This is a genomic window from Acidobacteriota bacterium (assembly GCA_016196065.1).
In the GTDB taxonomy this organism is placed as follows: Bacteria; Acidobacteriota; Terriglobia; order Terriglobales; family Acidobacteriaceae; genus Acidiflorens.
The window spans coordinates 213077-231559 of record JACPYL010000008.1 but is presented as its reverse complement, the minus strand read 5'-3'; the positions used below and the strand labels follow the sequence as shown (position 1 = coordinate 231559).

At 58.4% G+C, this 18483-nt stretch carries 11 protein-coding genes; 3 read left to right on the top strand and 8 right to left on the bottom strand.

Going from position 1 to position 18483, the window contains the following annotated elements; all coding sequences use genetic code 11:
* Window positions 1-5 precede the first annotated feature (5 nt).
* A complete protein-coding gene (gene nifJ / locus HY010_02110; GenBank protein ID MBI3474499.1) occupies window positions 6-3638 on the bottom strand; it encodes a pyruvate:ferredoxin (flavodoxin) oxidoreductase in 3633 nt (1210 codons plus the stop codon).
* Window positions 3639-3966: 328 nt separating this feature from the next.
* On the opposite strand from nifJ, the gene acs reads away from it, so the two are divergent.
* On the top strand, window positions 3967-5934 hold the full coding sequence (gene acs / locus HY010_02105) for an acetate--CoA ligase (protein ID MBI3474498.1): 1968 nt from the start codon (window positions 3967-3969) through the stop codon (window positions 5932-5934).
* A 235-nt stretch (window positions 5935-6169) separates the two neighbouring features.
* Here the strand turns inward: acs and HY010_02100 are convergent, their stop codons facing one another.
* Window positions 6170-7288 carry a PilZ domain-containing protein gene (locus tag HY010_02100; GenBank protein ID MBI3474497.1) on the bottom strand — a complete coding sequence of 373 codons (1119 nt, stop codon included), beginning with the start codon at window positions 7286-7288 and terminating at the stop codon, window positions 6170-6172.
* 486 nt (window positions 7289-7774) lie between these two features.
* On the opposite strand from HY010_02100, the gene HY010_02095 reads away from it, so the two are divergent.
* Both HY010_02095 and HY010_02090 read left to right on the top strand, forming a co-directional pair.
* The gene (locus tag HY010_02095) at window positions 7775-8002 is read left to right on the top strand and encodes a hypothetical protein (protein ID MBI3474496.1); all 228 of its coding nucleotides are present in this window, start codon (window positions 7775-7777) and stop codon (window positions 8000-8002) included.
* Between the two features lie 189 nt (window positions 8003-8191).
* On the top strand, window positions 8192-8800 hold the full coding sequence (locus tag HY010_02090; protein ID MBI3474495.1) for a DUF4126 domain-containing protein: 609 nt from the start codon (window positions 8192-8194) through the stop codon (window positions 8798-8800).
* Window positions 8801-8814: 14 nt separating this feature from the next.
* On the opposite strand, the gene HY010_02085 is transcribed toward HY010_02090, so the two are convergent.
* From HY010_02085 to mutS, 6 genes are all read right to left on the bottom strand, one after another.
* The gene (locus HY010_02085; protein ID MBI3474494.1) at window positions 8815-10644 is read right to left on the bottom strand and encodes a hypothetical protein; all 1830 of its coding nucleotides are present in this window, start codon (window positions 10642-10644) and stop codon (window positions 8815-8817) included.
* A 91-nt stretch (window positions 10645-10735) separates the two neighbouring features.
* A complete protein-coding gene (locus HY010_02080; protein MBI3474493.1) occupies window positions 10736-11527 on the bottom strand; it encodes a TIGR00282 family metallophosphoesterase in 792 nt (263 codons plus the stop codon).
* 122 nt (window positions 11528-11649) lie between these two features.
* Window positions 11650-13080, bottom strand: coding sequence for an ABC transporter substrate-binding protein (locus HY010_02075; protein MBI3474492.1), 1431 nt, complete (start codon window positions 13078-13080; stop codon window positions 11650-11652).
* A gap of 214 nt (window positions 13081-13294) precedes the next feature.
* Window positions 13295-14443, bottom strand: a complete 1149-nt coding sequence (locus HY010_02070; GenBank protein MBI3474491.1) for an anhydro-N-acetylmuramic acid kinase — start codon at window positions 14441-14443, stop codon at window positions 13295-13297.
* Window positions 14440-15543 carry a beta-N-acetylhexosaminidase gene (gene nagZ, locus HY010_02065; protein ID MBI3474490.1) on the bottom strand — a complete coding sequence of 368 codons (1104 nt, stop codon included), beginning with the start codon at window positions 15541-15543 and terminating at the stop codon, window positions 14440-14442. Before nagZ ends, HY010_02070 begins: the two co-directional genes overlap by 4 nt.
* Before the next feature lie 153 nt (window positions 15544-15696).
* A complete protein-coding gene (gene mutS / locus HY010_02060; GenBank protein ID MBI3474489.1) occupies window positions 15697-18396 on the bottom strand; it encodes a DNA mismatch repair protein MutS in 2700 nt (899 codons plus the stop codon).
* Between the last annotated feature and the right edge of the window lie 87 nt (window positions 18397-18483).

Sequence of the window (18483 nt, the reverse complement as noted above, 5' to 3'; positions counted from 1 at the left end):
CCTCCTTACTTCTGCAGCGCTGTCTCGTTGGCCGCTGGCGCCTTCGCGGTTTCGGTGGTTGGCTCGGTCTTTGCAGGGCCCGCGGGCCGTGTTTCTGTTTTTGCCACGTCTGATTTCCGCGATGCCATGTACTCATAGAAACGGTAGCGGACATCGACGTCGTGTTGCGCCTCGGCCCACAGCCGCTTGGCGGCTTCCGGATTACTCTTGGTCAGCATCTTGAAACGCGTTTCCATTTGCATGAAGTCCTGCACTTTGCGAGTGGGTGTGCGCGAATCGAGTTGCAGGGGGTTCTCGCCCGTTGCGGTCCGCTCTGGATGATAGCGATAGAGCAACCACTGTCCGGAATCGACAATCGCTTTCTGATTCTGCATGGCCGTCGTCATATCGATGCCGTGCGCGATGCAGTGCGAGTACGCGATGATGATGCTGGGACCGTCATAGGCTTCGGCTTCCAGGAAAGCTTTCAGCGTATGCTCGTCCTTCGCGCCCATCGCGACGCTGGCGACGTAAACATTGCCGTAGGTCATCGCAATCAGGCCGAGATCTTTCTTGCCCCCAGGCTTGCCGCCGGCTGCAAACTTGGCAACTGCTCCTCGAGGAGTGGCCTTGGATTGCTGCCCGCCGGTATTGGAATAGACCTCGGTGTCGAGCACGAGCAGGTTGACGTTCTTGCCGCTCGCGATCACGTGGTCGAGGCCGCCGTAGCCGATGTCATAGGCCCAGCCGTCGCCGCCCACGATCCACACACTCTTCTTTACCAGCATATCGGCGAGGACGTTGAGTTGCTTTGCATCCGGGGTGGAGGAACCCGCCAGCTTCTCCCGCAGCAACGAAACCCGCTGCCGCTGTTCGTAGATGTCGGATTCATCCTTCTGGGAAGCGTTCAGTAATGCAGTGGCCAGTTCGTCGCCGATGATTCCGGCGCAGCGTTTCACCAACTCGCGGGCGAACTCAGTCTGCTTGTCGATCGAGAGCCGGAAGCCAAGCCCGAACTCGGCGTTATCTTCGAAGAGTGAATTCGACCAGGCCGGTCCGCGGCCGTCGGCGTTCTTGGACCACGGTGTCGTCGGCAGGTTGCCGCCGTAAATCGAGGAACAGCCGGTGGCGTTGGCGATCAGTGCGCGGTCGCCGAACAGTTGCGAGAGCAGCTTCAGGTACGGCGTCTCGCCGCATCCGGAGCATGCTCCTGAAAATTCGAAGAGCGGTTCCTGTACCTGTTGCTGGCGGATCGCGCCCGCCTTGATCTTGCGACGATCAAGTTCCGGAATCTTGAGGAAGAAGTTCCAGTTCTCAGCTTCCGCTGCGCGCAACGGCGGCTGCGCCGTCATGTTGATTGCCTTCAACCGCGCCTGACTCTTGTTCTTTACCGGGCAGACTTCCACGCAGATGCCGCATCCTGTGCAGTCTTCCGGCGCAACCTGCAGGCTGTATTTCATGCCCGCCCATTCCTTGTCGCGCGCTTCGGTGGACTTGAAAGTTGCGGGTGCGCTTTGCAGTTCCGTGGAGTCGAACACCTTGATTCGAATCACGGAATGCGGGCATACCATCGCGCACTTGCCGCACTGAATGCAGATTTTGTCGTCCCACACTGGAATCTCGAGAGCGAGATTCCGTTTTTCCCACTTTGCGGTTCCGGTTGGGAATGTGCCATCGATTGGAAATGCGCTGACCGGCAATTCTTCACCGCGGTTGCCGTAAATCGTTCCCAGGACATTGCGCTCGAAATCGGGTGCATGGGAAGGGAAGGGGGAGGGCAATTGAAACCGGCTGGTGACGGTGGCAGGCACTTTTACTTCGTTCAGGTGGGCCAGCGTCTCGTCGACGGCTTTCATATTCTTCTGGACGATCTCTTCGCCCTTGCGTCCGTAGGTGTCGCGAATCGATTTGCGAATCGCCTCGATTGCTCCATCGCCCGGCAATACTTTCGAGATCGCAAAGAAGCAGACCTGCAGGATCGTATTCATGCGACTGCCCATACCCGTGTCGCGCGCCACCTGGTAACCGTCGATCACGAAGAACTTGGCTTTCTTGGCGATCAACTGCTCCTGCACCAGTTGCGGCAGCTTGTCCCAAATCTCGTCGGGGCCAAAGGGACTGTTCAGCAGGAATGTCCCGCCATCGACGAGCGCGCTGAGCATGTCGTAACGATCGAGGAAGATCCACTGGTGGCAGGCGACGAAATTTGCTTTGGAAACCAGGTAGGTCGAGCGAATCGGATTCGGTCCAAAGCGCAGGTGAGAAACGGTTACCGCGCCCGACTTCTTGGAGTCATACACGAAGTAGCCCTGCGCGTAGTTGTCGGTATTTTCGCCGATGATCTTGATGGAATTCTTGTTCGCGCCCACCGTGCCGTCTGCGCCGAGCCCATAGAACAGGGCGCGCACCACATTGTCTGGTTCGGTGGAAAAAGCAGTGTCATAGTCGAGGTTGGAGTGGCTAACATCGTCCTGGATGCCGACTGTGAAGTGCGGCTTCGGACTCTTGGAGGCCAGGTTGTCGTAGACGGCCTTAACCATTGCGGGAGTAAATTCCTTCGAGGACAGGCCGTAACGTCCGCCAATCACCTCCACGGACCGCTTTCCTTCGTGCAGAGCATTGACCACGTCGAGATAGAGCGGATCGCCTTCTGCGCCCGCTTCTTTCGTGCGATCAAGGACCACAATCTTCTTCACCGATGCGGGTAGCGCTGCCAGGAACTGCTTCCCTGCGAACGGACGATAGAGCCGTACTTTCAGCAAACCCACTTTCTCGCCCCGCGCCGTCAGCGCCTCCACAGTTTCATGAGCTGCTTCGGCGCCCGATCCCATCATCACGATCACGCGTTCGGCGTCAGGAGCTCCCACATAATCGAACAGGTGATAAGAGCGGCCCACGACTTGCGCGAACTTATCCATCACGGATTGCACTTTGTCCGGGCACGCGTCGTAGAAAGGCGTGATCGCTTCGCGCATTTGGAAAAACACATCTGGATTCTGCGCCGTGCCCCGCAGCACCGGATGTTCCGGCGAAAGTGCGCGTGCGCGGTGCTCGAAGACGCGGTCCATGTTGATCAGGGCGCGGAGATCGTCGTCCGCCAGCATTTCGATCTTGTTCACTTCGTGCGAGGTGCGGAAGCCATCGAAGAAGTGGAGGAAGGGAATTCGTGTTTCCAGCGTGGCGGCATGGGCAATCAGCGCCATGTCCATGGCTTCCTGCACGGAATTCGATGACAGCATTGCGAAGCCTGTCGTGCGGCAGAACATGACGTCACTGTGGTCGCCGAAAATTGAAAGCGCGTGGGTCGCGATGGTGCGAGCCGAAACATGGAAAGCCGTCGGGGTCAGTTCTCCCGCGATCTTGTTCATGTTCGGGATCATCAAGAGCAAGCCTTGCGACGCGGTAAAGGTCGTCGACAGAGAGCCCGTCTGAAGAGCTCCGTGAACCGCGCCGGCCGCTCCGCCTTCGCTCTGCATTTCGGTGACCTGCGGGACCGTACCCCAGATGTTCTCGATTCCTTCGGAAGCCCACTGGTCAGCCCACTCTCCCATGTTGGACGAGGGCGTGATGGGATAGATCGCGATCACTTCGTTGACGCGGTAGGCGACGTGAGCGACGGCTTCGTTCGCGTCCATGGTTTTGAACTTGCGACTCATGATTGTTCCCCTCTGGTACGTCGACCCCACTGGCGGCGACGCCATCTCGTTCATGATGCCGGAGGAACGGGCCAAGGGTCGGCAACGTGGGTCACACCCGGTTGTGACGACAATCACACGAGGTTTGGACGTGCCGAAAACCGTTTCTTGACTAAAGAGGCCACAGGGAACACGGGGAAGCCAAGGCATCGAGTTTCCTCCGCATCCCCTGCGACCTCCGTGGTTTAAAGAATTTGCCTTTCCCCGCGGCAGACATTCCCATCCCGCCCAAGTAAAATCGTTCCCGTTGTCCTGGGCCAGGTTGATGGCCCAACTACCCGAGGAAGATAAAATGTCAGACGCAGCAGGGAACCAGCCCCACATTGATTCCACGCTGGACGAACAGCGCAAGTTTGAATGTCCAGCGGAATTTGCCCAGAAGGCGCACCTCAAGAGCCTGGCGGAGTATGAAGCGCTCTACAAAGAATCCATCGAGAATCCCGAAAAATTCTGGGGACGCGCCGCCGAAGAACTGCACTGGTTCAAGAAGTGGGACAAAGTCCTGGAATGGAAATCTCCCTGGGCGAAGTGGTTTGTCGGAGGCCAGCTCAATCTCTCCTACAACTGCCTGGACCGCCACGTTCTAACTTCGCGCAAGAATAAGGCGGCACTGATCTGGGAAAGCGAACCCGGCGAAGTGCGCACGTACACCTACCAGCAGCTTTGGAAAGAAGTGCAAAAATTCGCAAACGTGTTGAAGTCTCTGGGCGTCCGCAAAGGCGATCGCGTGGCGATTTACATGGGCATGACGCCGGAACTGCCGATTGCCATGCTCGCCTGCGCTCGGATCGGGGCCCCGCATTCCATAGTCTTTGGCGGATTTTCTTCCAACGCACTCATCGACCGTATTCATGATTCGCAGGCAACCGCCGTCATCACCCAGGATGGTTCGTACCGCCGAGGCGCTGAGGTCAAGCTGTTTCCAGCCGTCGAAGAGGCGTTGAAGTCTTGCCCGTCCGTGAAGAGCGTGGTCGTCTACAAGCGCACGGGATCGCCGATTCACTTGCAGCCGGGGCGTGATCACTGGTGGCATGAATTGATGGCCTCGGTTTCCGATCAGTGTCCTGCCGAGCCGCTCGACTCCGAGCACCCGCTCTACATCCTGTACACGTCGGGGACTACCGGTAAGCCGAAGGGCGTGGTGCACACGACCGGCGGATATTCGGTGGGCACGGCCCTTACCACCAAGTACGTCTTCGACCTGAAGGAAGAGGACACATACTGGTGCACAGCCGACATCGGATGGGTTACCGGGCACAGCTACATCGTCTACGGACCGCTGCAGAACGGCGCGACCAGCGTGATGTATGAAGGCGCTCCTAATTTTCCCGAGCCAGACCGTTTCTGGAGCCTGATCGACAAGCACGACGTCAACATTTTCTACACCGCCCCGACCGCGATCCGCACGTTTATCAAGTGGGGAGAGCAATGGCCGAGAAAGCATCGTCTCGATAGCCTGCGTCTGCTCGGGACCGTAGGCGAGCCGATCAATCCTGAAGCATGGATGTGGTACCGCGAGGTGATCGGTCATGAGCGTTGTCCGATCGTCGATACCTGGTGGCAAACCGAAACGGGCTCGATCATGATCTCGCCCATCCCCGGCGCAGTGGCCACCAAGCCGGGTTCGGCGACCAAGCCGTTTTTTGGCGTTGCCCCAGAGATTGTCACGATCGATGGCAAGGCAGTTCCGGAAGGCTCCGGGGGATTTCTCGTCATTCGGCAACCCTGGCCGGCCATGCTGCGAACCATCTATGGCGATCCCGACCGCTACGTGCAGCAATACTGGTCGCAGATCCCCAGCACCTACTTCACAGGTGACGGCGCTCGCAAAGACAAAGACGGCTACTACTGGATCATGGGCCGGGTCGATGATGTCCTCAACGTTTCCGGCCACCGGTTAAGCACGATGGAAGTGGAGTCAGCGCTGGTCGCTCACGAAAAAGTTGCCGAAGCGGCGGTGGTGGGCCGTCCAGATGACATCAAGGGGCAGGCGATATCCGCGTTTGTGTCGCTCGAACACGGCGTTACGCCCAGCGAGGAACTAAAAGAAGAGTTGAAACGCTGGGTTGCGAAAGAAATTGGCTCTCTCGCGAAGCCGGACGATATCCGCTTCACCGACATGCTTCCCAAGACACGCAGCGGTAAGATCATGCGCCGCCTGTTGCGCGAATTGGCCAGCAGTGGCGACGTAAAAGGCGACACCACAACCCTCGAAGACTTCGGCGTGATCGCCAAGTTGAAAGAGCAAGACGAAGTTTAGATCTTCGTGGTCACACTTGTTCCTGCTGTAGAGACGCGGCTTGCCGCGTCTCAAGCCGGCCATACCTCTATCGCGGTTCCGGTTGGTCCGGCAGTTGGTCGGGAGACGAATCCAGGTTGGGGAGTACGACTTCCGAAAGGATCAGCCAGATACCGAGAGCGAGCAGGAATGCGGCGGCTGGATCCATGAGAACTCTTTTCTGGAGCTGTAAGACGCAGCAGGCTGCATCTCGAAATTAATGTATTTCCAATGCCTGTCTCTGTTCCCGCATCTTTTCAAGGAACGCATCGAGCGGGATTTTCGATTTGTGCCGGAACAACTCCAGCAGACTATCCTCGCCGGCAGCGGTCGCCGCCGCCTCGGCCGGCAAAGCGCCTTCCAGGCCATCAGGCTCGACCAGCAGTTCCGGCGATTTTGCTCCACTTGCCCGCAGTGTCTCGATTAACCGATGCACCTGGTCATGCTGCTCGCTTGTGGATTGGAGGAACTCTACTCCCATACCAAATTCAGGATGAACGATACGAATCACTCCGCCTGCCCGCAGCGATAACTCGGCGGTCTTCATGGACAAAGTGACGCGCGTCCCATGGGGAAAGGGTGAGACTGTCTTCAAATAGCAGCCGCCCAGGCTGAGGTCGGTCAATGTACAGCTGACGGGCGGATCATCCGGTTCGGCCTCAGGCAACTGGCCATTCAACCATTGGCGCAGCGTCTGCAGCTGTTCCTCGGAAATGGTTTTGAAGCGGACGCCGGCTTGGGCGCGATGCCCTTCCCACGCCAATTCGCCTTCCACTTCAAACTTGCGGTCCATGCCGGGCAAGTCGAGCGAGAAACGCAGCGAATTTTCCTTGGGGAACGGTCCCGGAAACTGCATGGCCATCCCGCCTTCGCAAAGGTCCAAAGTACTGCCTTTGAATACCACCGCACTGCCAAAGGCGCGGCATTCGACCGGGATCTGGACCGGCACCCGCAATTGCCGCCGCCGCTCCCGTTTCATCAAGGCTCGGACGGCTCGGAAGCTGGCCTTCGCGCGCTCTCCTGAAATCGGCTTGTGCAGAACAAAGTGGGCTCCCATATCGAAGCCGCCGCGCATCCCAAGTGCGGGATCCACGAGCACGATTCCGATGGCGCGATTATTGGCAGGGGCGGCCTTGGCTGCCCGCAAGACACTGGCACCCTCTTCCGGGATCGAGCAATCCACAATGATGGATTCAAAACGCTGCCGTGTGATTTTTCGAATCGCCCCATCGGCGGCTTCGCAATGCTCGACCAGGATTTCCAGGTCGCTAAGAACCCGGCGCAGGATGCGCACGGTTTTCTCGTCGGCACTCACCAGTAGACACTTCAAATTCATAAGCTTCGGGAACGGGTCGAACCTTTGTCCCGGCCGCGCTGGGGCGCGGTAGCCGAGTCCGACCGGGCACTCCTACATCGCACTCTAAGTCTATGGAAATCCATGGTCAACGCTATGGCCTGATCTTCCGGTTACGCTGGTCACCTGGAGGTACCTGGCAGCGGTGTTTTGCATCGGGGAAGAGCCGACTAACTTGCATGGCACGGATTGGGATGGGGCAGGATCACCATGGGGCAGAGACTGTTGGAAGTCGCTGGATGGAAAGGGGATATGTGCCAAGATATTCCAAATGTCATTTTTCTGTTGACTAATGGATGGAAACCCATTATTATCAGTAGTTTCCAAATGGAATATTGAGCGTAGTGCAGGCTGCAACTACGCTGAATTTATGTCTGGAGCATGAATCCCGGATACGGTTTTTGGAATCAAAGTTAAAGGAAATGCTGAAGTAGCCGTCATCTTAAGCAAGAAAGGGTTGTCTTCCCCATGGCAAAGCGACGTGGAAATCCTAATTGGGGCAAGCCCGAGCCGATCGGGCCCGTGACTCCGACCATTACCGAGTTTGAGCAGGTTGTGCGGGAGTACAAGCTCTCTCCTGATCAATACTTGCGGTCGACTCGACTGCGCGAATGGGCGCGGCGCAACAAGAACTCCAAGTACATTCCTGAGCCCTTGCTCGAAGCCTGGGGCTTTGAAATCGAGTCCACACTGTAATCAAGTTAAGGCTCAGTTCTTCCATAGGGTCGCCTAGCGCGACCCTTTTGCTTTTGGAGTGAAGGTTTGCGATTAAGACATGATGGGAAGCTGATCCGCAACCAGAAACCAGAAACCAGAAACCTGAAACCTGCCACCTGAGACCCGACACCTGAGACCTGTGCCCGTCCCTGAGGTATCCTTGCGTTCATGAAATTCGGGGGAACCGAACTCGTGGGTTTGCTGGTTGCCACCAGCTTCGCCGCCGGACTGAATGTGTATGCGACGGTTGGGACTCTGGGCATCCTGGCGCACCTCGGCGTGTTGGCTTTGCCACCGGGGATCCATCTGGTTGCCAGTTGGTGGGTCATTGCCGCTTCCCTCGTACTGTTTGTCATCGAGTTCTTCGCTGACAAGATTCCCGCTTTTGACCTCATCTGGAACGCGCTCCACACTTTTGTTCGGGTACCAGTCGCCGCCGTCATCGCTTATAGCGCCACGTCTCAGTTGTCGCCGGAAAAGCAGCTCCTGGCGACCTTGGCGGGCGGCGCCATCGCCCTGGCAGCACATGGCGGCAAGACCGCCGCGCGAGCCGCTGTGACACCTTCGCCGGAACCTGTTTCCAACATTTCTCTCAGCATGGGAGAGGATGTACTGGCAATCTTTCTGGTCTGGTTCTCCACCCAGCATCCAGTTCTGTCGTCCATGATCGTGCTGGCGTTGCTGATTGCGATTGCTGTGGTCGTCCGGTGGGTAATTCGGGCGTTGAAGAATTTGTTCAGCGGAGCCGAAAGAGAAGCCGCAGAACTGAAAGCATGAAAGGCGGTCCGACCTTACTTGCTCAGCCAGATTTCCGGCGTTTCCCTGCCTTCCGGACCCCGCACAACGTAGGGCGTGATCACGATCAGCAGTTCGTTGTCTTCTTCCTGCTTGGAGCTTTCGGCGGCCAGAGTTTTTAGTAGCGGCACTCGCGACATTCCCGGCAATCCGCTCAGACTTTTCTGCTCGGTCTTGCTCACCATGCCGGCTACCACGGCCGGTTCGCCTTCCTTCAAAGCGATGCCACCCTTGAATTCACGATTCGAAATGACGGGTACGCCGTTCAGGCTTGCGCCTCCCAGGGTGCGAAACAGGAGTTCCAATTGCATGCTTACATCGGACGTCCCATGCACCGCCGGCTTCACCTTGACGGTGAGTCCCAGGTCTTCGTAGTTCACGGAAGGGAAAGGCGCGGTGAAGGAATTGTTCCCGATCACCTTCGCGATCTGCGGATTGTTGAACACCGGGGCAAAACTGGAATTGAGAATCGGAAAACGCGACCCCAACTTGAAGGTAGCTTCCCGGTCGTGGCTAGCCCGCAATGTGACGTGTTCGAGCGTCCGCACCGAACTTTCGTGGACTGAGAGTCCTGCCCGTAGTTGATCTACACTCAGCCCAAACAGCGTGATGCCGCCGCCGAACGTGGCTAGCGGCTGGCTGAAAATCGAACCTGTCTGTCCCTGCAATTGCTCGAGCAGCGACTGGATGTCCTGATTCCCAGCCTGGTTGATGCCGCCCGAGGCTATCAATTGATTGATCAGATCCTGAATATTCTGGCCACTGGCAGCCAGCAAGGCGGCCAGCGGGATATTGAAAAGATGAAAATCGTTCGGGATGTGCAGGCCAATGCTGCGGGCGAAGCTGTGATCGATCGAATACACCTTCACGTCCAGCAGCACTTCGGGACGCGCGTTATCGAGGGTGTCAAGATACCGGGTGACGGCCTCCAGAATGCTTTGCGGCCCGCGGACAGTGATCACGCTGGAAGCGATATTCAAACTGGCAAAGCGCAATTCAAACAGCGAGCGGATGGAGTTCAACAGTTCGTTCAGTTCCTGCGGTGTACCGCTTCCGGGAACATAAAACGAACGCATTCCCATGCGATCGTACAGGCGATGGTTCTCAGGATTATCGAGCGTGGCAAACAGGACTTTTTCGTCGAGCGGCACCGCAAAACTCTTCGTAACCGACTCTGCTGCCTGCAGGGCGGTGGGGAAATCGACATCTTCCACATCAAAGTGGACGCGGCGGCTGGGAAACGCGTCATCGAAAATTATTGTGAGTCCGAAACTTGTGGCAACAGCGGTGAGCAGACCGCGAGAATCTCCGCGATAGTGAAAGTCATGACGCTCTTCTTTGGGCTTGGAAGCGAGCGCGTCAACGCTCTCAACCATTTCTGGCGCACCCATAATGTGGACCGCAGGCGTGCCCGCAGCATCCCGCAACCGTTGTTGCGCGAAGTCGTTCTGCGGATCGAGTTGTACGGCGAGCCGGAAATCAGCCAGCGCCTCGACTTGATGTCCATTTTGAAGCTGGTCGTTGCCGTGTTCCAGGTGGGACGCGATTACTTGCTGGCGCAGCATTTCCCGCGCTGTAAGGTATTCCACGTTCTGCGGGACGAGCCGGGATGCCTCTTCAAACTGTGAGAATGCCTCATCGAAGTTTTTGGAGTGTTCGAACTTCAATCCGCGAGTAAACGCCTGGCGAGCCGCTTTCAAGTCCTTGGCCGCTGCTTTGCACGCGGGAGCACCCGCCGCCTCCGAGCAGGGAGACGAAGGAATGCCATCGGCAGCAAGACAAGCCGCGGCACTCAAAAGCAGGATTCCCGTAAACAGCGATCGCATGGCTATACCTACTATAGAATGCGTCGCCGCCAGTGTCTTGCAAGCAAAATCAGGAGAGAGGAACTACCGTCGTAACGGGGAGAAATGTCGTTTAACGCAGCATCAACCGCTTCATGCCCGTGGCCCGTCCCGACTTGCTGTCACACTCGACCACGACCGCGCACAAGCGGACATCCCCGGTCGCCGCTTCGAAACGTGCAGGCATCCCGCTGACAAACTTATCCACGACCAACTCTTTGCGCACGCCGATCACGCTATCGTACGGGCCCGTCATCCCCACGTCGGTGATATACGCGGTCCCTTTGGGCAACACGATTTCGTCCGCGGTCGGAATGTGCGTGTGCGTACCGACGATCGCCGTGACCCGTCCATCGAGGTACCACCCGAACGCAACTTTTTCGGACGTGGCCTCGGCGTGGAAATCGACGAAGATCACCTTGGCTTTGATTTTCTCGAGAAGCTTGTCCACGTATCGAAACGGATCGTCACTCGACCCCATGAACACGCGCCCCTGCAGGTTAACCACCGCGTAGCCAACGCCCTTCTTCTCGCCTTCATACACTCCCCAGCCGGGCATGCCGGCGGGAAAATTCGCCGGACGCAGCAGTCGTCGCGCCGGACTGTGCGGGTTGCCATCCGCCATCTGAAAGTATTCGATGATTTCGCGTTTGTCCCAGACGTGATTTCCGGTCGTCATCACGTCGATGCCGAGATCGAACAGTTCGTCGGCCAGTTGCGGCGTGATGCCAAATCCGGCAGCAGAGTTCTCGCCGTTGGCAATGACGAGGTCGATGGCATGGTCCTTGACGATGCCGGGCAGGCGTTCCTTGACGATGGTCCGCCCAGGGCGGCCAAAAATGTCGCCGATGAAGAGAATGTTCAAAGAAGCAGGTCTCAGGTGTTAGGTGTCAGGTCTCAGGAACGGCAAAGGCGGCGCCTGGAGCTGGTCGAGCTTTTCATGTTATCACGCGAAATCTCTTGATTTCGCTGGTGAGCGAGAACGGGCTACTGCATTTCGGCCGTCTTCAGGAAATCGTAGTTGCCGGGCGGATTCAGCGTGACATTTTTCACTCGCCGCGTATGCACTAGCACATTGTCGAGATACCAGAGGTTGATGTAGGGAAGATCCGTGGCGAGAATCTGCTGCACTTCAGCGTAGATCTGCTTGCGCGCGTTTGGATCGGTTTCGCGCCTTCCTTGATCGATGAGGGCGTCAAGATGGGGGTTGGAATAGAAACTGCGATTGGCGCCATTGGGTGGAAATTTTGCGCTGTGGAAGGCGTACTCGAAGATGTCGGGATCTTCGTTGGCGCCGATCCAGCGCAATCCATAGAGCTGAAACGCGCCGTGCGTTACGTCCGAAAAGAAAGTCGCAAACTCGAAAGTGCGAATGTCGAGCACGATACCGACTCCGCGCAACTGCTGTTGCATGACCGCGACCATCAATCGCGTGTTTTCGTCGGTCGAGGTTTTCATCGTGATATGAAAGCGCACGCCGTTCACTTCCGGATAACCGGCCGCGTCGAGCAAGAGGCGGGCCTTCGCGGGATCAAAATCATACCGAGAAACATGATCGTCGTAGGCCCAGCTCTGGCGTGGCAACACGCTGTCGGCGGCCTGCACCTGATTGCGCCATAGATGCTCGATCATCGGGCGGCGATCCACCGCGTAGGCGATTGCCTGGCGGACCCGGACATCCTTCAGGATGGGATCGCGCAGATTAAACGCAAGGTAGGCGAGCCGCGTGCCCGGTCCTCGCTGAACAGTGAGCGAAGGATCGCGTTCTAGCGTCAAAACCGTGTCTGGCGGCATCGGAGAGTTGATCGTGAGGTCGGCACTACCCTTGCGTAGTTCAAGCGCCTGCGTGGTCGCGTCCGGCACAACGACAAAACGCACACGGCTGAGATGAGGCGCTGCTCCCCAGTACGCATCGTTGCGTTGCAGGATGACTTCCTTGTCCGTCTCCGCGCTGACAAAACGGAAAGGGCCAGAGCCAATGGGATGGTTGGTCATCTCATCTCCGCTGCCGAAGGGCACAATGCCGATGACGCCGTCCGATAAGTTCCACAACAAAGTGGAAGACGGCTCTTTGAGGCGAAAGACGACGGTCCTTTCATCGGGCGTATCGATGCGATCCAAGATGCGGTACGTTCCTGTCTTGGTGCTGCGGATCTTGCCTTCGAGAAGCGAATCGAAAGTCCATTTCACATCGCGGGAGGTGAGCGTACGGCCATCGTGAAACTTCACGTCGCGGCGGAGATGGAAGACATACGTCAGCGGGTCGGGAATCTCCCAACGTTCCGCGAGCGACGGCGTCACGTTGAGATGCTCGTCGCGTTCAAGCAGATCGTCGAAGATCAGCGCATCGATGCGTGCCGATTGCGCGTCCAGGCCGACACGAGGGTCGAGGTTGGTCGGGCTGCTCTCGATGATCATGACCAGCGTGTTCGGATCGGGAGGCTGGGAGCAGGAGAGGAGGAAGAGAAGAAGGATGGTCGCCAGTCCAAGAGCAATAGCCCTGCCGCCACTCTTATGAGAACTGTCATCCTGAGCGAAGCGAAGGACCTGCTTTCCTTGCGAACGAAAAGAAAGCAGGTCCTTCGCGTCGCTCAGGATGGCAGTTTTGAGGAAGGAATGCGCAGCTCGAGCCTTACGCATAGGAAATCTTCCCCAGAACCGCTGCTCGCTTTGCTCCGGTTGCTGACGGGACATTCGACGGTCTCCGGTGCCACGTCTCGTAAGCGAGGATCGCGAACGCGACCGCTTCTTTTGCCTCCGTAGGCACTCCGAATTCGTCGGAGAAGCGCAGCGCAATCCCAAGCGGCGCAAGTTCGTTGCGTAACATCGCCATGAGCGTTGGGTTATTCGCGCCCCCGCCCGACACAATCATTTCCTGATAGGCGCCGCGCTTCCGAGCTACGTAGCGCTGGACTGCATCGGCAATCGACCGAGCGGTGAGGGCGGTCGCAGTGGCGACGATGTCGCGCTTATCGGCGCGTCCGCAGCGGCGGAGGAACTCCTTCGCGTAAACGCTGCCGAACTCTTCGCGGCCGGCAGTCTTGGGAGGCTTCAGACGGAAGAAAGGCGCTTTCATTAGTTGCGCGACCACATCTTCAAGAACTTGCCCGGACGCGGCGATTCGTCCGTCGCGATCGTACCGTTTGCCAAACAACTTCTCGGTGACCGCATCCATCACCATATTGCCCGGACCCGTATCGAAGGCGATGACCTGATCGGCCTTCGCATTGGAAGGAATCGCGGTGAGGTTAGCAATGCCGCCGATGTTCTGTGCGATGCGTCCGATGCGCGGGTCGCGGTAGACCGCGTAGTCGAGAAACGGCACCAGCGGCGCGCCCTTTCCACCAGCGGCCATGTCAGCGGGACGAAAATCCGAAACTACCGGCACACCAAGTCGGGCGGCGATCACCGCGCCTTCGCCCGTTTGCCAGGTGACCGCCACCATGCGTCCTAGAAACGGTGCCGCAGTTCCCTGGTGATAGAGCGTCTGGCCGTGACATCCGACCAATTCGATTTTTGCCCGGTGCAAACGGACCGTCTTGCCGATAGCCTCGGAGTAAAGTTCGCCCAGCAAGAAATTCAGCCGCGCAATGTCAGCGACGCGCGCCGACTCCGCGTTCATCATTCCAAGAATCGCCCGCCGCACCTGAGCCGGGAACGGGTATTCGGCATGAGCGAGGATGGTGTGGCGCGGGCGCCCACGCCCGCGTTCGCTGATGCGAACGAGTGCAACGTTGATCCCATCCGCCGATGTCCCGCTCATCACGCCAGCGACGATCATGCGGATTGCCCCTCAACTTCCAGCGAATCGAGCCGGATCTCCTCGCCGAACTCCCACAGCTGGCGGGTGAGTTTCTGCGTGGCCGCGTCGGTCGGAATCGGCGAGCGCCGCGGCTTCCATTTCCTTTTGAACGCCAACACGCGTTTGACCGATTCTTCGACTCGCCGCGCAAACTTGCGATCGCGACTGGCTTCGCGAGTCAAGCCTGCAAACGCCCGCACGATGTAATCCTCCTGGTGGCAAATCAGTCCGAGATCTCCACCCGCGCGAATGAATCCGACCGTTGCTTCTTCAATCGGCGCTGCTTTGAGCACTCCGCCCATTTCCAGATCGTCCGAGCAGATCAGGCCGCGGTAGCCGATCTTCTTGCGGAGGATGTCGGTGATCCACTTCTTCGAGAGCGACGCGGGTGTTTTTTCTTTGGTGACCAGCGGGAATGCGGCGTGCGAAACCATTACGAAGGGAAGTGCGCGATGCATGGTGCGATAAGGGACCAGGTCTTCAGCCCACAGTTTTCGCAACGTCTTCTCGACGCTCGGGAGTTCATGATGCGTGTCGAGGTTGGCTTCACCGAGTCCGGGAAAATGTTTGCCGCAGCCGAGGACTCCGGCATCGCCCAGCCCGCGAAGGAATTCGCGAGCGTAAATGATGACCTGCTTCGGGTCGGCGGAGACTGCGCGGGAACTCATGACTGAGCGCGATGCTTTCAAGGCTAGGTCGAGCGCGGGAGCGAAGTCGACGTTAAAGCCAAGGGCGCGGCAGTTCGTGCCGATGATGCGTCCGTGCTTGCGATAGAGTTCGCGGCGCCCGGTGGCGAAGACTTGCGCAGGGGACGGTGCGGGCCCGAGCACGTTGCGGAAGCGGTCGACCGTGCCGCCTTCGAGGTCGACGCAGGTAAACAGGGGCGTCGCGACGTGTTTCTGGCAGGCGCGAAGCAGGCGATGCGTCTGGTCGGCACTGGCAATGTTACGCGCGAAGAGGATCACACCGGCCGGTTGGACACGAGTGAGCAGGGAAGCGAGACGCGGCGACATCTCGGTACCGTCGAAGCCGATGATGAGGAGTTGTCCGATGTTCGCTGCGGTCGACGGATGCGCCAAGGTCAAATCTCGCTTTCTAGTCTGAAACTGCGCACAGCGAAAAGTAGCGCCGGCACCTTGCCGGCCGTCCCGAGGGCGCCTCGCCCTCGGATGTGGCGGCGGGTCGCCGCCACGACTGCCGCCGGGGCGGCGGCGCTACGCTCGGGCTGCCCGCTAGTCAATCTGCCTCTTCAACTCCGCCAGCAAATTCAGCGCCTCCAGCGGTGTCATCCGATTCAAATCCGCTTCTCGCAATTTCTCCAGCACTGGTTGCGAGAGCGGAGTGAAGATCGTCAACTGCGCCGGACGTTCCGGCTGCGAACCGGGGGTCAAATGTTCTGACAATTGCCGCTCCGCCGACTCATGCTCGGCCAGCACTTCCCGCGCCCGCACCACCACTTCATTCGGCAGTCCCGCGAGTTTGGCGACTTCGATGCCATAACTCTTGTCCGCGGCGCCCGGTTCCACTTTGCGGAGGAACACTACGCCTCCGCCGGTCTCTTTTACGGATACATGGTAGTTCTTTACGCCGCTGAGTTGTTCGGCTAATTCGGTCAGCTCGAAATAATGAGTGGCGAAGAGCGTCTTGGCGTGGACGCGAGTGTGCAGGTATTCAACCGCGGCCCAGGCGATGGCGAGGCCGTCATAGGTGGCGGTGCCGCGTCCGACTTCGTCGAGCAGGATGAGCGAACGCGGCGTGGCGGTGTGCAGGATGGCTGCGGTTTCGGTCATTTCGACCATGAAGGTGGAGCGTCCACGGGCGAGGTTGTCGCTGGCGCCGATGCGGGTGAAGACACGATCGACAATGCCAAGGCGTGCGGAGCGAGCGGGAACGAACGATCCCATCTGCGCCAGGATCACGATCAGGGCGGCCTGTCGCAGGTAGGTACTCTTACCTCCCATATTCGGGCCAGTCAGTACAACGATGTTGTGAGTCGTCGAATTCAGGAACAGATCGTTGGGGACGAAGCGCTCGCTGCCCGCTGCCAGTTCCTGTTGTTCGATCACGGGGTGGCGGCCGTCGACAATCTCGAGATCGCCGGAGTCTCCCGCCTTCTCGCCGGGCGCCTCAGTAAACTTCGGGCGGCAGTAATTGCGCAATGCCGCGACATTTGCCAGGCACGCCAGCACATCCACTTCAGCCAGGGCCAGCGCGGTCTGCCGAATGCGCTTGGCTTCGGCTGCAATGGCCGTTCGCAACTCGGCGAACAGACGTCGCTCGATGTCGACAATTTTTTCCTGCGCGTCGAGAATCTTCGATTCGTATTCCTTAAGCTCAGGAGTCGTGTACCGCTCGGCGTTCACCAGAGTTTGTTTGCGTTCGTAATCGGTGGGAGCGAGGTGCTGGTTCGCTTTCGAAATCTCGATGTAGTAACCAAATACAGAATTGAACTTTACTTTGAGCGATCGGATGCCGGTTCGTTCCCGTTCGCGTTGCTCCACCTGCGCGAGATATTGTTTTGAGTTGCGACTCAGGTCGCGAAGGTCGTCGAGATCCTTGTCGATTCCCGCGGCGATCACGCCACCATCGCTCAGGGTGAGCGGAGGTTCCTCGACAATCGTGCTGTCGATCTTGGCGCGCAAATCAGCGAGTTCATCGATCAGGCCATGGAGTGCGCCCAACCGTGCCGCCGCAAATCCTGCCAGCCCGCTTCGCACCTGAGGAATTTTCGCAAGCGAAGCGGATAGCGCCAGTACGTCCCGCGGGTTTGCCGTCTCCAGCGTGACCCGGCTCAGTAAGCGCTCCAGGTCGAGGATCCCTTCGAGCGCCCGCCGCAACTCTTCGCGCCGGATCAGATCTTTGACTTGCCCCTCCACCGCATCCAGCCTCGCTTCTATCTCTGAACGGTCGAGCGAAGGCCGCAGCATCCAGGCGCGGAGCAGACGCTTACCCATCGGCGTCACGGTTGCGTCCAGCCCGCGAAAGAGCGTGACGCCCGCGTCGGTTCCGGCGAAGAGGGGTTCGATCAGTTCGAGGTTGCGCACCGTGACGGCGTCGAGGACCAGACAATTTTGACGTTCATAGAAGCCGATGCGGTCCACGTGCTGCAGCGCGCCGCGTTGCGTCGAGCGGATGTAATAGAGGATCGCTCCTGCCGCCGATGCTGCTGCCGGTTTGCCCGCGAGTCCGAAGCCTTCGAGCGAGAGCACGCCGAAATGATTTTCCAGCAGAGGTACGGCATGGTCGGGAGCGAAGATCCAGTCGTCGAGAGGCGTCTCTGCCCATGTCGACCGCTGCCCTTGTCCATGTGGGGACAGGTCTCTGACCTGTCCAGGCCGGGCCAAACTCGGCAGGCCGTCTTCAGTCCTCGCCCTTCCCTCCAGTAGCGGTACGGAAGACCCGTACAAAAGCTCTCTTGGACGTAACTGTTCAAGTTCTTCTTGAATGCGGCGAGCGGCCGATTCTCCGGCGAATTCGGTCGCTCGAAACTCGCCCGTGGACAAATCCAGGGCAGCAAATCCCACCCGATCGCCAACTGCCGCCACGGCCGCCAGAAAATTGTTTTCTTCCGAACCCAGGGACGAATCCGCAGCTGTCCCCGGCGTGACGACTCTCGTGACCTCGCGCCGCACCAATTTCTTGGCGAGTCGCGCGTCTTCCATTTGCTCGCAGATCGCGACTTTGTATCCGCGGCGGATGAGCTTCGAAATGTATCCCTCGGCGGCGTGGTAGGGCACTCCGCACATCGGGATGGCCATCCCCTTTTCCTTGTTCCGCGACGTCAGTGTGATTTGCAATTCGCGGGCCGCCACCACCGCGTCTTCAAAGAAGAGTTCGTAGAAATCCCCCAGCCGAAACAACAGCAGAGCATTGGGATGCTCTTTCTTGATGGCGGAATATTGCCGCATCAGCGGCGTGGAGGGCTCAGACATGGCGAACTGGTAATTTTGTAATTTGTAATCGGGCAATTTGCAATCTCAGTGAGTATACGGCTGGTTTCGTTTGGAAATTGCAAATCA